We start from the raw sequence: 16104 nt of genomic DNA on the forward strand, positions 1-16104 counted from the left end.
GGGCTAGAGCGGTTCGCGCTATCTCAAGATCTCCATGGCCGTAAGCATTGGCCTTTACCACAGCCATCAACTGGCAGTCGGAGCCAATTAACCGCTTCAATGCTGCTACATTGTGTGCTGCGTTTGCAATACTAATTTCAGCCCAAACCGGTCTTGAGGGCTCTTTCATATTTAATTCACTCCAGTCAAAGCTGCCTTTTACCTAGGCTCAACCTCCAACACGCAGGGAATGGCCGGCAGCAGGTCAGATGCTGTGATGCCACGCTGGCTGTACACCTGGACGACATAATCTCCGGCCCTGCCGTGGAGATAAGCGCCAGCGGCGGCTGCCTGAAAAGCATTCATCCCCTGGGCAAGGAGCCCGCCAATCATGCCAGTCAGCACATCTCCGGTTCCGGCGGTAGCCATGCCGGAATTGCCGGTGCTGTTAATATAAACTTGATTATCCCCCGCTGTGATCGTAGGCGCGCCTTTAAGCACTATATTTACACCTAACTCTTTATGAGTATTCCAAGCAATTTCCAAGCGATTCTGGTTTATTTCCGCCGGCGATAAATCGAGGAGACGCCCGAGTTCACCGGGGTGAGGAGTAAGAATCCAGCTGCGCCGGACCTGTTCCGGCACTGATTTCAGCCACTCTAGATCCAGGTGGTTGATGCCATCGGCATCTAAAACCAGAGGTCCATACCATTTTTCCAGCACCGCTTCGATTACATCCTTTAGCTCTGAATCAGAACCCAAACCGGGACCGATCACCAGCACATCTTTATTATCAAGGTGTTCCTGCAGTGTTTCAATGCTGACTTTCTTGAAACTGCCGCTGCCTTCATCCGGAATCGGTACAGTAATAACTTCGCTGGGTAAAAACTGCGGCCGAATCGACTCCGGGACTGCTAAGCTTACAAGACCCGCTCCGACCCTAAGAGCTGCCTGACCAGCAAGGTAAGCCGCACCGGTCATCGAGCGGGAGCCAGCTATGATCAAACAGCGGCCAAAGGTTCCCTTATGTCCCCAAGCCGGACGCGGCGGCAGAAAATCCAGCAGCCGATCATTAGTATAATAGCGTTTGACGTTCACCGACAGGCTTTTGGGAATGCCAATATCCACCAACTTAATCTTGCCGCAGTATTCGCGGCCTGGATAAAGCAGTAATCCGGATTTCAGCAGCGCCAGGGTTACCGTCAGATCTGCCTTTACGGCGTGGGAACTGACTGCCCCGGTTGTGGCATTGACTCCGGTAGGAATATCGACAGCAACAACCGGTTTGCGGCAGTTGTTTACCAGTCTTACTACCTCCAGGAGCAAACCCTGGATTTCGCCTCCGAATCCGGTGCCTACCAAAGCGTCAATTACTAAATCCGTAAGCGCCAGATTGATCTTCAGCTTTGATAAATTCGCCTTAGTAACCACGTGAATTTCGCCCTGCAGCTTTTTAAAAATGCGCAGATTAAAGCGGCAGTCTTCGCTTAACTGGTCTTCCTCCGCCAATAAAAAGACCTTTACCTTAGCGTTCCGGTTTAAAAGGTGGCGGGCGATTACCAAACCATCACCACCGTTATTCCCTTTACCCACCAAGATGATGCAGCGCTTGTCGCTTAAATCGCCAAATTCTCGCTCAATCTCTCCAACAACCGCCACACCGGCGTTTTCCATTAGTACCAAACTGGGAATCCCAATCTCTGTGATTGCCCGCCTGTCAATGGTCTGCATTTCTTTTGCGGTTACAACTACCATGTCAGCTTTCCTCCCCCACGCTGAGAGCATAAGCAACAGCGGTGCTGCGGTTGTGAGACAGACTGATGTGCACAGCAGCTACCCTCTGCAGCTGGGCAGCCTTTTGTGCCTGTCCCGCTAAAATAACCACAGGCCGGCCGCTCTCTTCATTGAGTATTTCTATATCAGTAAAGCGCACGCCTTGGCGCAGTCCGCAGCCTAATGCCTTCATCACAGCTTCTTTAGCTGCAAACCGCGCCGCCCAAGACTGCGCTGTTCTAGCCCGGAGGAGTTCTTGCTCCCGTTTGGTATAAATCCGCTCGATAAATTTCTGCCTGCGAAGAGCTCTGGCAATGCGATCAATTTCAATCATATCAACACCGCAGCCCTTAATAACTTCTGCCACCGATATTCACTCCACAGTTACACTCTGAATATATTCATTTTCATTGTTCTTGATCGCAATCGGCAATTCCTTCCCTTGCTCAGCCGCGATGAATCTGGGGTTTATGCTCCCTGTTCCGCTTCAATCACTGCAGAAACTTCGTCAACAACCTGTGCTACCAGATCCTCATCAGGATGCTCGCCCATGACGCGGATCACCGGCTCGGTACCGGATGGGCGCACAAAGATCCGGCCTTTTTGGCCCAGTTTGGCCTTCGCATTCTCGATCGCCTGCTGAATATTGGGATTGAGGTCCCAACCAGATTTGCTGGCAACCCGCACATTTTTGAGCACCTGAGGAAATACCTCCATGACTGCCGCCAGCTCCGACAGTTTTTTGCCTGTTTCCTTTACTACCCCTAAGAGCTTCAGAGTAGTCAGGATCCCGTCACCAGTGGTATTTGATTCAAGGAAAATAATATGCCCTGACTGCTCACCACCTAGACTCAGCTCCTGCTCCAGCATCGCTTCTAAGACATAGCGGTCCCCGGCTTTCGTAGTTACTACTTGCCCACCGGCTGTTTCCAGCGCTTGAGCCAGACCGCCATTAGAATAGACAGTGGCCGCAATCTTTTTGTGGGGAAGCTGCTGCTTGCCTAAAAGATGCAGCCCGCAGATAGCTAAGATATGATCGCCATCGACCTCGTTACCCGCTTCATCAACTGCTAAAACCCGGTCGGCGTCTCCATCGTAGCTAAAGCCGAGATCAGCGCCAACCTCCTTCACATAATCCTGAAGCACTTTAATATGGGTTGAACCGCAGTTGCAGTTGATATTGGTGCCATCCGGCTGATTATTGATCACTGAAACCTCTGCGCCCAGCGCCTGTAAGACCGCCGGAGCTACTTGTGACGCGGCTCCGTTAGCGCAGTCAATGGCAATGCGCATTCCGGTCAGGTCGTAATCCACAGTATTGAGTAAGAAGTCTATGTATAATTGCGCAGCGTTTTTCTGGTGGTATACCTGACCTAAATCAGTTCCAATCGGCCGGAAGGGAACGCCTTCTCTAACCAACCTTTCAATTTCATCTTCAGTTTCGTCAGACAGCTTAAAGCCGGTTTCCGCAAAAAACTTAATGCCATTATCCTCAACCGGGTTGTGGGAAGCAGAAATCATAATTCCGGCATCTGCTTTTAAGACTCTGGTCAGATAAGCAACCGCCGGAGTGGGCACTACACCTAACAGGTAGACATCTGCCCCGACCGAGGTAATCCCGGCAATTAAAGCTGCTTCGAGCATTTCTCCAGAAATGCGGGTATCCTTTCCGATCAGTATCTTGGGACGCTTCACTTTCTCCGTTAGAACCGTTGCCCCCGCTCTCCCCAACTGCAGTGCCAGCTCAGGAGTGAGCTCCTGATTGGCCACGCCTCTGACGCCATCGGTGCCAAATAGTCTTTCCATTGTTAAATTCCCCCTCTGGTTACTTGCTGTTTGGCGGCTCGATCGGTAAAAGGGGCTCCTGCTGCTCCAATTCGTCCGGGTTAGGCTGTTCGGATTCAGGTGGAACCGGCAGGAGCGGCTGATCCATGTCAGGCTCAGGATCAAGCTCAGGTTCCGGCTCAGGCTCGCTCTCCGGTACCGCTGCTCTGATTACTAAGATAATCTGAACAGTTCCGCTGCCCTCTACCTGAACGCCGCCGGGCAGATTTAAGCCCATATTCATATTGTATTCACCGGCGGTAAGACCGGTTAAATTGATTAGCTGCGTTTCCACAACTTGAATCTGATTCACAAAATGGACAGGAATGCTCACCGTTACACTATCTGGGATCAGGCGCACCTCTGCAATTGCCAGCCCGTCAGCAAGCTCCCCATTAAATCGAGGCACAACGGGAAGGGTCCGCTTAGTCCTCTGCTCGGCGAGCTTAACCGTGACAAAAACATATTCCGGCTCAACTGTTACTCCATCGATATCGCGACCCGCTGCATCAACCGCCCTGACTGGAAAACTTCCTTCCAAAAACTGCGTCTGGCTGCCGAGATTGACATACGCCGCTGCAGTTGCGACCCGCTCAATGCGGCTGCGGGGTCCCCGGACAGTCACTGTTTCCGGCTCCACGGTATAGTTCTCTACGCTGTAATCGGTGGGGAGTCCCAGCAACCCCACATAAACAGCATAATCATTTGCCAGCATTCTTTCGGTGGTGATATTAACCCACCTGGGGGTAACACTGACCAGTTCCGCACCTTTAGGGAGACTAACTTCGACCGCATAGGTCCCCTCTCCCTCAATGGCGCTGCTTAAATCCACAACCGCTCGTGCCGTCTCTTCCACGCGGCTGATAGCAGTGTTAGTACCGCGAATCACAATCCGCACAGGGCCTGGCTGCCCCAGGAGAGCATAATCTGCAGGCAGACCGATTACTTCCGGCTGCAGGGTGACTGCGCGCTCGTTGGTAAGCAGGCGACCGTGTCCGCCCGCAAAAAACCACAGAATAATCGCTAGGAATAAAGCCAAGAACCGATAGTGAAGATCCTCATCCTGAAGAATCTGCCGCAGCCGCTTCAGAAACGCATTTAACCGCTGCTGCCATCTCATCGCCAAATCCTCCTCAAGCTCGGCTGCTCATCTTTATGCAGGTAGGCCTGGAGCTGCTCCCGCAATCTGCTTTCTGTTAGGTACCGGCGCAGTCTTCCTCCCACCGCTAGCGAAACAGCTCCTGTCTCCTCTGAAACCACTACCACTAAAGCATCTGACTGCTCCGATATCCCCACCGCGGCTCGGTGGCGCGTACCCAGCTGTGAATCAAGTCTGGTTTCAGTTAGCGGCAGAAAACAAGCAGCTGCCTGAATTCTTTTCCCGCGAAGCACAGCTGCGCCATCATGGAGGGGCGAATTTGGCTCAAAAATATTGGTCAGCAGCTGCTCTGTTAAAACCGCATCCAATTCAATGCCGGTGTCAATGTATTCCTGCAGACCTGTTTCCCGTTCGATTACAATCAGTGCTCCAAACCGGCGAGCACCAAGCTTAACTGCAGTCTGAACAATCGTCTCGATGAAGCGATCGATTTCTTCTGCTTCGGATAAACTGGTTTTGGTAAATAAACGCCCCTGCCCTAACTGCTCCAGTGTCCGCCGCAGTTCAGGGTAAAAAACAATGGGCAGAGCAACAAAGACAGTAGTGGTTGCCTGTTCCAGCAGCCAGTTCACAGTTCTGAGCGAAAACGCCTGGGCTGCAACTCCCGCAGCCACAATTACCGCCAGCCCTTTAATCAAAGTCATTGCCCGGGTGCCGCGGATCGCATGAATCAGTTTGTAAATCACAAATGCAACCAGCAGTATATCTATGGCATCTAAGATTGTGAACCTCACATAACTAACTCCTTTTTGCTGAGATGTACGCTATGGCCTCAGCCAGGGTTTGTCCATCCTGCAGGATGAAGGTGTCCATCCCTACCTCAGCTGCTGGACCGTCATTCTCCGGATCATCGCCAATCATTAAGCAGTCCCGAGGATCAACGCCGATTTTCTCACTGATTTCCAAATAATAATTCGGATTAGGCTTGCAGTAATGCATGATTTCTCCGTGGGTGATCAGCGCATAAGGGAAGTCATCAACCCCGGCCCAGCGCAGCCGCTCGGCAATCGGTTCAAAAGGAAACACCGGGTTTGTCGCTATCACTACTTTATTAGTATAAGCAAACGCTGTTTTAACAACCTTCTCCGCGAGGGGATGCTTTTTGGCTAAATACTTAAGCCGCGGAAACTCCTCTATATAATATCGATCAAATAGAGCCATTAAGCTGGGGTCTAGATTTGTTCTGGGAAAGAATTCATCTGCAAAGACCTCAATATTTGTGCGAGTCGGATCGCTGCTGTTAATCATCGCATAAGTCGAAGCCATTAAATGGCGGACAAACTCATCCTGAGGCAGCCACTCGGCAAAGGAAGCGGAAACTCCTTTGAAATAAGCTTCTAAAAGAGTATCAAAGCTTGTTTCTAATAGTGTTCCATCCAAATCAAATAACACTGCTTTCAATCTGTTTTCCTCCTAGGTTTGGGAATTTAACGCTTCGCTCCAAACTTGCTCAGCTGCAGCAGTCGCCTTGCCAAAAAGCCCAAGCTTAGTTTCAATCGCCGCTAATGCGGTGAGCATGTCTAAAGGTCCGGCGTAACCCATGTGGCCGATCCGAAAGATTTGCCCTGATAACCTGCCCTGTCCTCCCGCAAGTTCAACCCCATAGCGGTCTCTTAAGTCGGAAACAAAGGAATTGATATCATCAAAACCGGGTTTCACCGCTGTCACCGTGGGTGAAGCCCATTTATCCTCAACCAACAGCTCCATTCCTAGAGCTTTAAAGCCTGCCCGCACCATGTCCCGCATTAAGATATGCCGGGCAAAAATCTGCGCCAGGCCTTCGGCTTCGATTAGATCCAGAGCTGCTTCCACAGCGTAAAAATTCGGTATGTTTGGGGTATAAGGTGTCTCACTCCGCGCCAGCATATCAATATAGGCCTGCAAATTTAAATAGAAGCGCGGACTGGAAACCTGCTTCATCCGCTCCACCGCTCGTTCAGAAAGACTGATAAACGCCAGTCCGGGCGGAGCCATCAAGCATTTTTGGGATGCAGTGCAGACCACATCAATACCCCACTCATCAGTTTTAAGATCCACTCCGCCGAGGGAGCTGACGGCATCAACAATATACAGCGAATCTGAACCGGCAAGCACTGCGCCAATTCCGGCTAGATCATTGATAACACCGGTGGATGACTCGTTATGGGTTGCAAAAACGGCAGTGATGCCCGGATGCCTGCTCAGATAATCGGTGACAGCGTCCGGATCCACACCTTCACCCCAGGGAAACTCCAAGACATGCACCTCTGCCTGAAAAGCTCGGCAGATCTGGGCCCACCGGTCGCCAAATACTCCTACCGACAGCACCAGCACCGGATCCCCGGGATTTATCAAGTTGGACACCGCTGCTTCCATAGCAGACGTGCCGGATCCGGTCAATCCAAGAACCGTGTTTTTAGTTTGGAAAACTGGTTTAAGACGCTCAAGCACCGCTGTTAATCTTGGTTTAAACTCCGGTCCACGGTGGTTGGCCATGGGACTGGCTGACGCTGCCGTCACCTGATGCGGTATTGGCGTTGGTCCGGGGATGCGGAGCTGTTTTTGTTCTGAAATCATGAGTCTACACCTCCAAAATGCCTTATCGCTCTTTTCGCCGTAACCGTTTTTAAATCCTCCACGCTGATTGACAATGCGAGGATCTTAGTGGTATTATTTCATAAGATTAACTATTTCATCAAAGGGATGAACAGCAATGGGTAAAACAAAAGCAGAGATTTTGGCTCTAGCTGACGAACTAAATATTAAATTTATCCGCCTGCAGTTTTCCGATATCCTAGGCGTGATTAAAAATGTAACGATTCCCATCAGCCAGCTGCCGAAAGCACTGGACAATGAGATTATGTTTGATGGGTCAGCAATTGAAGGTTATGTGCGCATTGAGGAATCCGATATGAATCTGCGCCCGGATCTGAATACCTTTGCTGTTTTCCCATGGAGCGATCCTGAACTGATGGAAGCCCGTTTGATCTGCGATGTTCACTATCCAAACGGGCAGCCTTTTGTGGGCGATCCCCGCTATGTGCTGAAAAAAGTGCTGGCTGAGGCCGAGTGCATGGGCTACCAGGTAATGGCCGGACCGGAGCTGGAGTTTTTCCTCTTTCAGCTCGATGAAAAAGGCCGCGGCACCACCACTGCTGTGGACAAGGCCAGCTACTTTGATATGGGACCTGTTGACAGCGGTGAAACCGCCCGCCGAGATATCATGGTGGCCTTGGAGGAAATGGGTTTTGAAATTGAAGCCTCTCACCATGAAGTAGCGTTCGGCCAGCATGAAATTGGATTTAAGTATGACCATGCCCTAGCCAGCGCCGATCGCGTAGCAACAGCTAAATTCGTGGCTAAAACCATTGCTCGCCAGCACGGCTTATTGGCCAGCTTTATGCCAAAACCAATCCACGGCCAAGCGGGATCTGGGATGCATACCCATTTTTCCTTACTGGATCAGAATGGCGAAAATGCTTTCTATGATCCGAATGAGCAGTTTCAGCTGAGCAAGACTGCTTTATATTTTATCGGGGGCTTACTGCACCACGCCCCGGGATACACAGCCATAACCAATCCATTGGTGAACTCTTATAAAAGGCTGACTACCGGTTATGAAGCCCCGGTCTATATTTCCTGGTCGGCTCAGAACCGTTCAGCCCTAGTGCGAGTGCCGGCGAGCCGCAGAGAAAGCACTAGGGTAGAACTCCGCTCCCCTGACCCATCCTGCAATCCCTACTTGGCCTTTGCGGTAACCATTAAAGCGGGTCTGAACGGAATTAAAAATCAGATTGAACCACCACCCTCACTGAGCCAGAACATTTACAGCATGAATGATCAGGAGCGAAAAAAAGCTCAAATCACTTCCCTGCCCCCATCGCTGGAAAATGCGATTCAGGCTTTAAAAGCGGATCAAGTAATTAGAGCCGCCCTCGGCGATCATATCTTTACTCAATTCTTGAGGGCTAAGATGCATGATTGGCGGGAGTACAACAGCCATGTGCATCAGTGGGAGATTGACAAATATCTGGGGGTGTAAATAATGTTAGCTCAAGAAATTCCTAAAATTGTTGATTGGCTCCGGAATCAGGTGGAAGCAGCCGGCGCTAAGGGACTGGTTGTAGGTATCAGCGGAGGTATTGATGCGGCGGTTACCGCTGCATTGATCAAAAAAGCCTATCCGGACAACTCCCTCGGCATTATCATTCCCATCAAATCCGATCCCCAGGATCTGGTTGACGCCAGATTAGTAGTGGAGACCCTTAAACTCCATGCCTATGAGCTGGATTTAACACCGGAGCATCAGAGCATGATGGATAAATCATGGCAGGAACTTGAAAATATCTTTCCAGCCGAGCAGCTGCACCGCAGAAACGCCGATGCCAATTTACGGGCCAGATTACGAATGAGCGCCTTATATGCAGCTGCCAACGCCCTAAACTACATGGTGGTCGGAACAGATAATAAAGCAGAATACTTCACCGGCTACTTTACCAAGTACGGTGATGGCGCCTGCGATCTGCTGCCCATCGTTGACTTTACAAAATCGGAAGTGCGGGAGCTGGCCAGACTGCTGGGAATTCCGGATAGAATCATCAATAAAGCTCCCTCCGCGGGATTGTGGGAAGGCCAAACCGATGAGGCGGAAATGGGCACTACCTACACCCACATCGATGCATACCTAAACGGAAATCCTGTGCCGGAGCGGGATCAGGAAATTATCGAGAGAATGCATCGAGTTTCCGAGCATAAAAGAAAACTGCCGCCGGGATACCGGCGCTAGGAGAAGTGAAAGTTTACGCTGCAGACTGACTGAGTCAGGACGCAGCGTTTTGTTATTAGCAGGTAAAAAATGTTTGCATGCAGAAGAGAATGTAAATGGGAATACGATTATCATTAAAGGAGGCGTCAGAGCATGAAATCAAAGGCTGAGCTGCATCAATTAACAGTGGAATATACGGAAACACCGCTTGGAATTGATGTGTCAAATCCTCGGTTTGCATGGCAGATGACCGCACCTGCCCACAGCCGCGGCTACCATCAGACCGCTTATCAAATTATAGTTGACGATGCCGAGGGCAGCCGGGTTTGGGATTCCGGTAAAGTGGAAAGTGGAATCTCGGTCGGTATACTATATGAAGGCGAAGCGCTGCAGCCCACTACCCGCTACATGTGGACTGTTACTGTCTGGGATCAGGAAGGGGCTGCGGTTTCCGCTTCTTCATGGTTTGAAACCGGATTGATGGACCCCTCATACCAGGCCTGGGACGGCGCAGTCTGGATCGGCGGCAGTGATGAAGATCTGCCCTTAAATTCCCATGTGCTTTCGGTATTTCGGATTCAATATCAACAGCAGCTGCTGGAAGGCAGCAGTAAAGCAAGTTTTATCTTCGGCGCCAACGATGCCCGCCTGCTGAACCGGAATATGAATATTTACAACCTCGAAAGTAAAGTTAATGAAAGCTATATCAAGCTGGAGTTGGATATTTCTGCACTGGATTCAGGCGGTCAGGCGAAACTTCATGTTTACCGCGCTGGATTTGCTCCTGGCGATGATCCTAGCAGGCCTTTCGCTTCTTTTCCCATTGCCAAACAGCTCATTAATGACGAAAACAAGTACGCAGCGCACAGCATCGAAATCGAAGGATTAACCGGTCTTATCTCAATTTATATCAACGGCAGAGATAACTGCCTTGCCAAGGACTTTCAGATCAACCCAATCGGTCGGGGCTACGATTACATTACTTTCCCCATGCTGGCGGATATTGGGTTTGCGGCCGAACCTGGCCAGAAAGCGCTGTTTAGCAAGTTAACCATTCGCAATTACCGCAGTCCTTATGCGATTCTTTTCCAGGAGGATTTAAACGGAACGAATTACAGCGGTATTTTTGCTGATTCAGATCTTAAAATCAAGAATGGCTGCTACTTTGTTGACGGCGGCAGCACCGGTATCTTTGCCACAGCTGATCCCAGCCGCAACTCGATGCCGATGCTGCGGACAGAGTTTACTGCCTCACCCCAGGAAATAGATCGAGCCCGCTTATATGTAACGGCTCGGGGAGTTTATGAAATTTACCTGAACGGTTCTTTGGTCGGCGATTACTACTTTACACCCGACTTTACCCAGTACGATGTAACCCACATGTACCAAACTTATGATGTAACCGATCTGCTTAATCCTGAAGGTAAGAATGCTCTGGGAGCTCTCCTTGGCGAAGGCTGGTGGAGCGGCTATTTGAGCTATACCAGCAGCAACTGGAACTATTTCGGCGACCGCCAATCACTCCTGGCCAAACTGGTAATCCGCTACAAGGACGGAAAAGAAGAGATTATCACCACCAATCCCGAAACCTGGAAGTACTATCATGATGGACCGATTATTTACTCCAGTTTTTTCCAGGGAGAGAACTATGATGCCCGGAAAGAAGCAGCAGTTTTTGGCTGGGACACCCCTAATTTCGATGATGCTGGCTGGAAACCGGCAGTGGAAGTACCCCTTGAAGGAACCGCGTTCTTAGGTAAAATCACTACCGAATATTCCGGTGAATTTGAGTTTAACTATGAAAACCTGAAGCTGGTCGGCCAAATCGGTGCCAGTCCCCAAGTGTATAAAACCTTGACAGCAGTTAAACTGCACGAACCCCGCCCCGGTGTATATGTCTATGATATGGGCCAAAATATGGTGGGAATTCCAAGAATCACGATTCCCAACGGCACGGCCGGAGCGGTGGTAACCCTCCGCTATGGTGAGATGCTGTATCCGGATCTCCCCCAGTCGGGAGCGAATGTGGGCATGGTCATGATGGAAAACTACCGCGCTGCCCATTCCCACGACACCTATATTCGCAAAGGCGGATCAGAGGTTATCCAGCCTCATTTCACCTTCCACGGCTACCGCTACATCGAGATTACCGGCATCGATAAGCCACTGCCGCTGGAAGCGGTCCAGGGACTGGTGATTACCTCTATTACTGAACTTACTGCTGAATACCGCACATCAAACGAGCTGGTCAACCGTCTGTGGCAGAATATTGTCTGGTCCAAGCTGGGCAATTTCTTATCAATTCCCACCGACTGTCCCCAGCGCAATGAGCGGATGGGCTGGAGCGGCGATATCTCGGTTTTCTCCCGCACAGCGGTCTATCTTTCCAATACCGCGGGTTTTCTCGCGCGGCATATGATGAATATGCGGGATACCCAGGCTGCCAGCGGCCGCTTTGGCGATACGGCTCCGATGTACGGAGAAGGCTTCGGCGGTTTGCTGTGGGGCAGTGCCGGCATCGTTATTCCTTGGGAAGTCTACCTCCAGTATGGAGATAGACGAATTCTCGAAGATAACTACCAAGCTATGAAATCTTATCTGCACCATCTCGACGCGGCAACTGACGAGAACGGCTTAATTACCGACAGCCGCTTAGGCGACTGGCTGGGACCAGAAAACAGCAAAAATGAAAACCATTTTTTAGTTACAGCCTACCATGTTTATGATTTAGGAATTATGGCTCAAATCGCTGCAATTCTCGGCCGGAAAGAAGATGCGGCAGAGTTTCAGCACAAGTATCAACAGCGCAAGGCGTTTTTCAACAAGCATTTTGTCAATGAAGACTACCGTACCACCCGTTTTGACGGAAAAACCTTAATCGATACCCAATCATCCTACGCAGTAGGATTAGCGCTGGGAGTATTTAGCGACGATGCGCTGCCTTATGCCCGTAAGTATCTCTTAGAAGCAGTAGCAAGGGAGAATGTGGATGATGAGGGTGAACTGCGGCCGCCGTATACCTTAATGACAGGCTTTATCGGCACAGCCTGGATCAGCACTGCTTTATCTGAATCCGGCTGGGACGAAGCCGCCTACCGCCTGCTGCAGCAGACCGAATATCCATCCTGGCTCTATCCGGTCATCCATGGAGCCACAACGATCTGGGAGCGGCTTGATGGCTTCACCGAAGAGAAGGGGTTCGCCGGCCACAACTGGATGAATTCCTTTAACCACTACTCTTTCGGAGCAGTCGGCCAGTGGCTGATGAGCCATTCATTAGGAATCCAGAGAGATCCGGACAATCCCGGCTTTAAACACTTCATTCTGCAGCCGACACCCGATCCAGATCGCAGGATGACCTTTGCAGAAGGCAGCTATGATTCGGTCTATGGCCGCATTGAAAGCGCTTGGAAATATGAAAACGACAGCCTTATTCTCGAAGTTGAGGTTCCAGCTAACACCACTGCCACTATCTACATCCCAGCTGCGGATCCAAACTCGATTCGAGAACAGGATCAAGCTGCAGCGCTGAGCGCCGGAGTTGAGTTTATCGAGTATAAAAACAAAAAAGCAGTGTACCGCCTCCAGGCAGGAAGCTACCGCTTTACTGCACCACTTTCCTAATAATAAAATTGGGCTGATGCAAATGCATCAGCCCTTTGTATGCTGTTAGCGCCGACTGAGTTTGGCGAAGCGTTCCGCTAAAGCAGAAAATTCTTTCGGAGAGCGGACAGTGGCGAAGTCATCCACCATAATGCCCTGCTTTTCCATTAAATGCATCAAGAAGCGCACTGCTCTGCCGGAGTTGAGTTTATGAGGCACAATAGCTACGCCATACTTGCCCTCTAAGCGGGTGCAGCGCTTCATGAGATTATCGATTGCAACAGGAATAACCGGCCGCCATAAGCCCTTAAAATTGGTCAAGACCACAACCAGCTCATATTGAGCCGTGCTGATTGGTGCTCCTGCGCCGTGGCTCGGGTCGATGAGGTTTACCTGAAACTTTTGGTTTTGGAGCGCGCCCTGCAGCTGCCTTGCCCATTCTGTCATTTTGGGTTCGTCTTGATGTAAAATTAAAGTTCGCACGCTTTCGTTCCCTCCTACTCTTTTTCAAACACTGTGCTGACTGATCTGCCGTGATGAATGCAGTAAATAGCTTCCCCCACTAAGTTAGCTATACTTAATACTGTGATTTTATGATTGCGCTTAGCTTCCGGAACCGGAACGCTGTTCGTTACCACTAATTCATCAATTTTTGAAGCCAAAATCCGCTGTGGTGCCATACCGGATAAAATCGGATGGGTTACTGCCGCATAAATCTTAACCGCGCCAAACCGCGCTAACGTATCGGCAGCTGAAACTAAAGAAGCTCCCGAACTGATTTCATCATCGATCAGCAGGCAGCGTTTCCCCTCCACGTCACCAATAATATGCTCCACCGCAACACTATCCTGATTATCTAGGCGCCGCTTGTCAATAATGGCCATCGGCGCGTTAAGCCGTCTGGCAAACTGCCGCGCCATTTTTGCTCTTCCCGCGTCAGGGGCTACCACTACTAAATCAGGCAGCTGTTTTGTAGAAAAATAGCCGGCTAAAATTGGCACAGCGGTTAAATGATCTACCGGAACGGAAAAAAAGCCCTGAATCTGCGGAGAGTGGAGATCTAAAGCTAGAATCCGATCTACACCTGCCACCTGCAGCAGATCCGCCACCAGACGAGCTGTAATGGCAATGCGGGGCTGGTCCTTTTTATCAGAGCGACCGTATGGGAAATACGTTGTTACGGCTGTCAACCGCCGCACTGACGCCCGCTTTAACGCATCGATCATGATCAGCAGTTCTACTAAGCCGTCATTAACCGGCTGGCATGATGGCTGAACCACGAAAACATCAGCATCACGAACACTTTCGTTGATTTTGACAAAGGAGTTGTCGTTGGTGAACTTGAAAATCTCCGACTGGCCCAAGGATACACCCAACACACTGCAGATCTCTGCGGCAAGCTCGGGATGAGCTCTGCCGGTAAAGATCTTCAACTGATCCATTATTGATCATCCTCTGCCATTTCTTCACTACAAACATTCGTGATTGTGCTTATTTTTCCTCCATTATATTTGATTTTTCAGGATATATAAAAACGATGGGTCTTTAAACCATCTGTTAGACCCATCGCAGACAATCTTATTTGTTGGCCAGGATACTCGAATACTCGCTGGCATAGCAGGAAGACGAAATAGTGTCTCCCATGCCGACCGTGCTGACCGGATTCGGTACAACATGCGCCGGAATCACCAGCACATAGCAGTCGCCGTGATCCCAGATCCCTTCTTCAACGAAGTTTTCTGGAATATCCAGTCCCAGTTCTTTAGCTTCTTGATAGAACATTCTTAACTGCCGCAGCCCTATATCAGATAGACCGAACTCAGCAGCTTCAGGCACCTGTGCCTTCTTCACGTAGCCACCATACTTGGCTTTGATGGCATTGACCGAAGAACCAAACAGGCAGCATTCCCGCACAACCTGTGGATCAACCGGATACGGCTTTTTCAAGAGTACTACGTAGTAGCCAAGATTGTGGACATGAATCCGGGAGAAATTAAGCCGCTCCATCAGCTTATGGGCCCCTTTGTAAAGTGAGAAAGCCCGCTCGTTATTATCAATATCTTCAAATTCTGCCTGGTAACCGAAGCCCAAGAGAACGCGGCGGATTTCATTTTCATTAATTCCGAATGACTGGAACTCCTGGCTGATGGTCGTTAAAACCTGCTTCTCCGCTTCTTGATCATTCATCGGCACATATTCGTAGTGGAGATGCATATCGGGGTTGCCTCTTTTCAGCTGGCGGATGCTGTTGATTACCTCATCCAAATACTCCTGGAGAGCCGGCTGCTCGCTAGGCGCATAATGATAGCCAGCCATAAAAGCAACATCGATCTTGCTGCCCAGCTCCGGCAGGTGCTCATGGATATCACCGGTGAAACCCATAACAACTCCCGGCGGACGGGTAGCTAGAATCACCCGGTTAGCCCGAGGAGTTAAAACTTTCTCACCGCCAAAGTCAAATTCGATACCTTTAGCGTACTCGAAGATCCAGTTAATTTTCAGCTCATCATCGGGACGATAAGCTTCATGCACCGGAACAAGCTTTAATTCTTCATCAAAAACGGGGTAAAGAATTTCAGGGAAAAACATGGATGCCTGCTTTTTGGAAAGCAGAGAAGTGTATACCAAACATTTAGCCTTTAAAGCAGCCATTTGATTAGCGATAATACCGGCTTGACCGCCCATTAATTCTTGACGGTCGGCAAACACCTGGTCTAACCAATCAAGCAGATCTAAATTTTCTAAGATTATATAGCATGATTTACCCTTTCCGAGCGCATCTTTCAGCACGGCTACAAATTCATTTTTAGTAGTGATGGTCTCAATTGTGTCAACAGAGAGACGGTTGACCGCATTCAAGGATACATCCGGATCGGAAAGAAGGCTGGCAATATTACTGCCACTGCAGTGTACAACTGCATCAACGTTGGTGTTAAAGCCGGCAAAAATGCTGCTCTGGATATTTTTATTTACAGCATTTTCTACCCGCTGCTGCCAAATTTTTTCCATGCAATTACCTCCG

Annotated in this window: 14 protein-coding genes; 3 read left to right on the forward strand and 11 right to left on the reverse strand. The window is 49.9% G+C overall.

From position 1 onward, the window contains the following. The 8 genes from GX019_04035 to GX019_04070 form a co-directional block, all read right to left on the reverse strand. A partial coding sequence (locus tag GX019_04035; GenBank protein HHT36328.1) for an alanine racemase occupies positions 1–169 on the reverse strand: 169 nt, incomplete at its 3' end. Positions 170–198: 29 nt separating this feature from the next. Then, positions 199–1734, reverse strand: a complete 1536-nt coding sequence (locus tag GX019_04040) for an NAD(P)H-hydrate dehydratase (protein ID HHT36329.1) — start codon at positions 1732–1734, stop codon at positions 199–201. Position 1735: 1 nt separating this feature from the next. Beyond that, positions 1736–2086, reverse strand: coding sequence for a holo-ACP synthase (gene acpS, locus GX019_04045; protein ID HHT36330.1), 351 nt, complete (start codon positions 2084–2086; stop codon positions 1736–1738). 134 nt (positions 2087–2220) lie between these two features. Next, positions 2221–3558 (reverse strand): phosphoglucosamine mutase, encoded by a 1338-nt coding sequence (locus GX019_04050; GenBank protein HHT36331.1) that lies wholly within the window; start codon positions 3556–3558, stop codon positions 2221–2223. A 19-nt stretch (positions 3559–3577) separates the two neighbouring features. Beyond that, entirely contained in the window at positions 3578–4696 is a 1119-nt protein-coding gene (locus tag GX019_04055; GenBank protein HHT36332.1) for a hypothetical protein, read from the reverse strand. Continuing rightward, the gene (locus tag GX019_04060; GenBank protein ID HHT36333.1) at positions 4693–5469 is read right to left on the reverse strand and encodes a TIGR00159 family protein; all 777 of its coding nucleotides are present in this window, start codon (positions 5467–5469) and stop codon (positions 4693–4695) included. Before GX019_04060 ends, GX019_04055 begins: the two co-directional genes overlap by 4 nt. A gap of 4 nt (positions 5470–5473) precedes the next feature. Beyond that, entirely contained in the window at positions 5474–6136 is a 663-nt protein-coding gene (locus tag GX019_04065) for an HAD family hydrolase (GenBank protein HHT36334.1), read from the reverse strand. A gap of 12 nt (positions 6137–6148) precedes the next feature. After that, positions 6149–7291, reverse strand: a complete 1143-nt coding sequence (locus tag GX019_04070; protein ID HHT36335.1) for an alanine--glyoxylate aminotransferase family protein — start codon at positions 7289–7291, stop codon at positions 6149–6151. A gap of 136 nt (positions 7292–7427) precedes the next feature. Between GX019_04070 and glnA the strand changes: the two genes are divergently transcribed. From glnA to GX019_04085, 3 genes are all read left to right on the forward strand, one after another. Then, positions 7428–8756: a type I glutamate--ammonia ligase gene (gene glnA / locus GX019_04075; GenBank protein HHT36336.1), complete on the forward strand. Its 1329-nt coding sequence runs from the start codon at positions 7428–7430 to the stop codon at positions 8754–8756. Between the two features lie 3 nt (positions 8757–8759). Further along, a complete protein-coding gene (gene nadE, locus GX019_04080; protein HHT36337.1) occupies positions 8760–9500 on the forward strand; it encodes an NAD(+) synthase in 741 nt (246 codons plus the stop codon). A 132-nt stretch (positions 9501–9632) separates the two neighbouring features. Further along, positions 9633–13103 carry a family 78 glycoside hydrolase catalytic domain gene (locus GX019_04085; protein HHT36338.1) on the forward strand — a complete coding sequence of 1157 codons (3471 nt, stop codon included), beginning with the start codon at positions 9633–9635 and terminating at the stop codon, positions 13101–13103. A 45-nt stretch (positions 13104–13148) separates the two neighbouring features. Here the strand turns inward: GX019_04085 and GX019_04090 are convergent, their stop codons facing one another. The 3 genes from GX019_04090 to GX019_04100 all read right to left on the reverse strand — a co-directional run bounded on the left by GX019_04090 (position 13149) and on the right by GX019_04100 (position 16091). Beyond that, positions 13149–13565: a hypothetical protein gene (locus tag GX019_04090; GenBank protein HHT36339.1), complete on the reverse strand. Its 417-nt coding sequence runs from the start codon at positions 13563–13565 to the stop codon at positions 13149–13151. A gap of 14 nt (positions 13566–13579) precedes the next feature. Beyond that, the gene (locus tag GX019_04095) at positions 13580–14524 is read right to left on the reverse strand and encodes a ribose-phosphate pyrophosphokinase (protein HHT36340.1); all 945 of its coding nucleotides are present in this window, start codon (positions 14522–14524) and stop codon (positions 13580–13582) included. A 136-nt stretch (positions 14525–14660) separates the two neighbouring features. Next, positions 14661–16091 carry a hypothetical protein gene (locus GX019_04100; protein HHT36341.1) on the reverse strand — a complete coding sequence of 477 codons (1431 nt, stop codon included), beginning with the start codon at positions 16089–16091 and terminating at the stop codon, positions 14661–14663. Positions 16092–16104: the final 13 nt, after the last annotated feature.

This window comes from Bacillota bacterium (assembly GCA_012837335.1).
Taxonomy (GTDB): domain Bacteria; phylum Bacillota; class Limnochordia; order Darwinibacteriales; family DTU012; genus DTU012.

Excerpts from the sequence above, each read along its gene's own strand:
- GX019_04040 (HHT36329.1), bottom strand. The coding sequence starts at position 1,734 with ATGGTAGTTGTAACCGCAAAAGAAATGCAGACCATTGACAGGCGGGCA.
- acpS (HHT36330.1), bottom strand. The coding sequence starts at position 2,086 with ATGATTGAAATTGATCGCATTGCCAGAGCTCTTCGCAGGCAGAAATTT.
- GX019_04050 (HHT36331.1), bottom strand. The coding sequence starts at position 3,558 with ATGGAAAGACTATTTGGCACCGATGGCGTCAGAGGCGTGGCCAATCAG.
- GX019_04055 (HHT36332.1), bottom strand. The coding sequence starts at position 4,696 with ATGAGATGGCAGCAGCGGTTAAATGCGTTTCTGAAGCGGCTGCGGCAG.
- GX019_04070 (HHT36335.1), bottom strand. The coding sequence starts at position 7,291 with ATGATTTCAGAACAAAAACAGCTCCGCATCCCCGGACCAACGCCAATA.
- glnA (HHT36336.1), top strand. The coding sequence starts at position 7,428 with ATGGGTAAAACAAAAGCAGAGATTTTGGCTCTAGCTGACGAACTAAAT.
- nadE (HHT36337.1), top strand. The coding sequence starts at position 8,760 with ATGTTAGCTCAAGAAATTCCTAAAATTGTTGATTGGCTCCGGAATCAG.
- GX019_04085 (HHT36338.1), top strand. The coding sequence starts at position 9,633 with ATGAAATCAAAGGCTGAGCTGCATCAATTAACAGTGGAATATACGGAA.
- GX019_04095 (HHT36340.1), bottom strand. The coding sequence starts at position 14,524 with ATGGATCAGTTGAAGATCTTTACCGGCAGAGCTCATCCCGAGCTTGCC.
- GX019_04100 (HHT36341.1), bottom strand. The coding sequence starts at position 16,091 with ATGGAAAAAATTTGGCAGCAGCGGGTAGAAAATGCTGTAAATAAAAAT.